We start from the raw sequence: 1,739 nt of genomic DNA on the forward strand, positions 1-1,739 counted from the left end.
CGTCGGTTGCGGGGCCGGGACATGGCGATGATCTTTCAGGATCCGTTGTCGGCGTTGCATCCGTACTATTCGGTGGGTAAGCAGATCGCTGAGGCGTATCGGGTGCATCATCCGAGGGCCGGTCGGCGGGAGGCCCGCAGCCGGGCGGTGGACATGTTGGGCCGGGTGGGGATCCCGCAGCCGGCGAAGCGGTTCGATCAGTATCCGCATGAGTTCTCGGGTGGGATGCGGCAGCGGGCGATGATCGCGATGGCGTTGGTGAACGATCCGGATCTGTTGATCGCGGATGAGCCGACGACGGCGTTGGATGTGACGGTGCAGGCGCAGATCCTGGATTTGTTGGCGGATTTGCAGGAGGAGTTCCGGTCGGCGATCGTGCTGATCACCCACGACCTCGGCGTCGTCAGCCAGGTGGCTGATGACGTGTTGGTGATGTACGCGGGTCGGGCGGTGGAGCGCGGGAGTGTGGAGCGGGTGTTGCGGGCGCCGCAGCATCCGTACACGTGGGGGTTGTTGTCGAGTGTGCCGTCGTTGCACGGTGACGCGGACGCGGACCTGCTGCCGATTCCGGGTAACCCGCCGTCGTTGATCAACCTGCCGTCGGGGTGTGCGTTTCATCCGCGGTGCCGGTGGGCCGACGTGAACGGTGACCGGTCCCGCGCCGAGGTTCCCGAGTTGCGGGAGGCCGGGCAGGCCGGGCATGTGGTGGCGTGTCATTTGTCGGCGGCCGACCGGGAGCGGATCTACCGCGACGAGGTCGCCCAGGTGGGGGTGGCCCGATGAGCGCCGAGACCGAGGCGTCGAGCGCCGGGACCGAGCCGTTGCTGTCGGTGCGAGGGTTGACCAAACACTTCCCGGTGCGGCAGGGGCTGCGCGCCGCCGGTGCGGTGCGGGCGGTCGACGGGCTGGACTTCGACGTGCGTCCGGGCGAGACGCTCGGGTTGGTGGGGGAGTCGGGGTGCGGGAAGACCACGACCGGGCGGATGCTGGTGCGGCTGTTGGAGCCCACCGCCGGGTCGATCGCCTTCGCCGGGCGGGACATCACCCACGCCACACGTGGTGAGCTGCGCGCGCTGCGGCAGGACCTGCAGATCATCTTCCAGGACCCGTACGCGTCGTTGAACCCCCGCCACACCGTCGGACGGATCGTGGCGATGCCGTTGCAGGTCAACCGCATCAACCCGCCCGGCGGGATCAAACACCGGGTGCAGGAGTTGCTGGAACTGGTCGGTCTGAACCCGGAGCACTACAACAGGTATCCGCACGAGTTCTCCGGCGGGCAACGCCAACGCATCGGCATCGCCCGGGCCCTGGCGCTGAAACCGAAGCTGATCGTCGCCGACGAGCCCGTCTCCGCGCTCGACGTCTCCATCCAGGCGCAGGTCATCAACCTCCTGCGCGACCTGCAAAAAGATCTCGACCTGGCATTCGTGTTCATCGCCCACGACCTCGCCGTGATCCGCCACTTCTGCCACCGCGTCGCCGTCATGTACCTCGGAAAGATCGTCGAGATCGGCGACCGCGACACCATCTACACCCACCCCCAACACCCCTACACCCGAGCCCTGCTGTCCGCCATCCCCGACGTCACAGCGCTCGGACCCGCCGGACGCATCCGCCTCACCGGCGACGTCCCCACCCCCCTCAACCCCCCATCAGGCTGCCGCTTCCGCACCCGCTGCTGGAAAGCCACCGACCACTGCGCCACCGAAGAACCCGCCCTGGTCACCCGCGACGGC

The 1,739-nt window shown here is 68.0% G+C and carries 2 protein-coding genes; both read left to right on the plus strand.

Annotation, left to right across the window (positions count from 1 at the left end):
• Positions 1-783 (plus strand): ABC transporter ATP-binding protein (locus tag ACFYON_RS29025; protein ID WP_387190942.1); only part of this gene is annotated, 783 nt, incomplete at its 5' end.
• A partial coding sequence (locus tag ACFYON_RS29030; protein ID WP_357712037.1) for a dipeptide ABC transporter ATP-binding protein occupies positions 780-1,739 on the plus strand: 960 nt, incomplete at its 3' end. The genes ACFYON_RS29025 and ACFYON_RS29030, both read left to right, overlap by 4 nt.

The sequence above is a fragment of the Micromonospora sp. NPDC005686 genome (genome assembly GCF_042871665.1).
In the GTDB taxonomy this organism is placed as follows: Bacteria; Actinomycetota; Actinomycetes; order Mycobacteriales; family Micromonosporaceae; genus Micromonospora.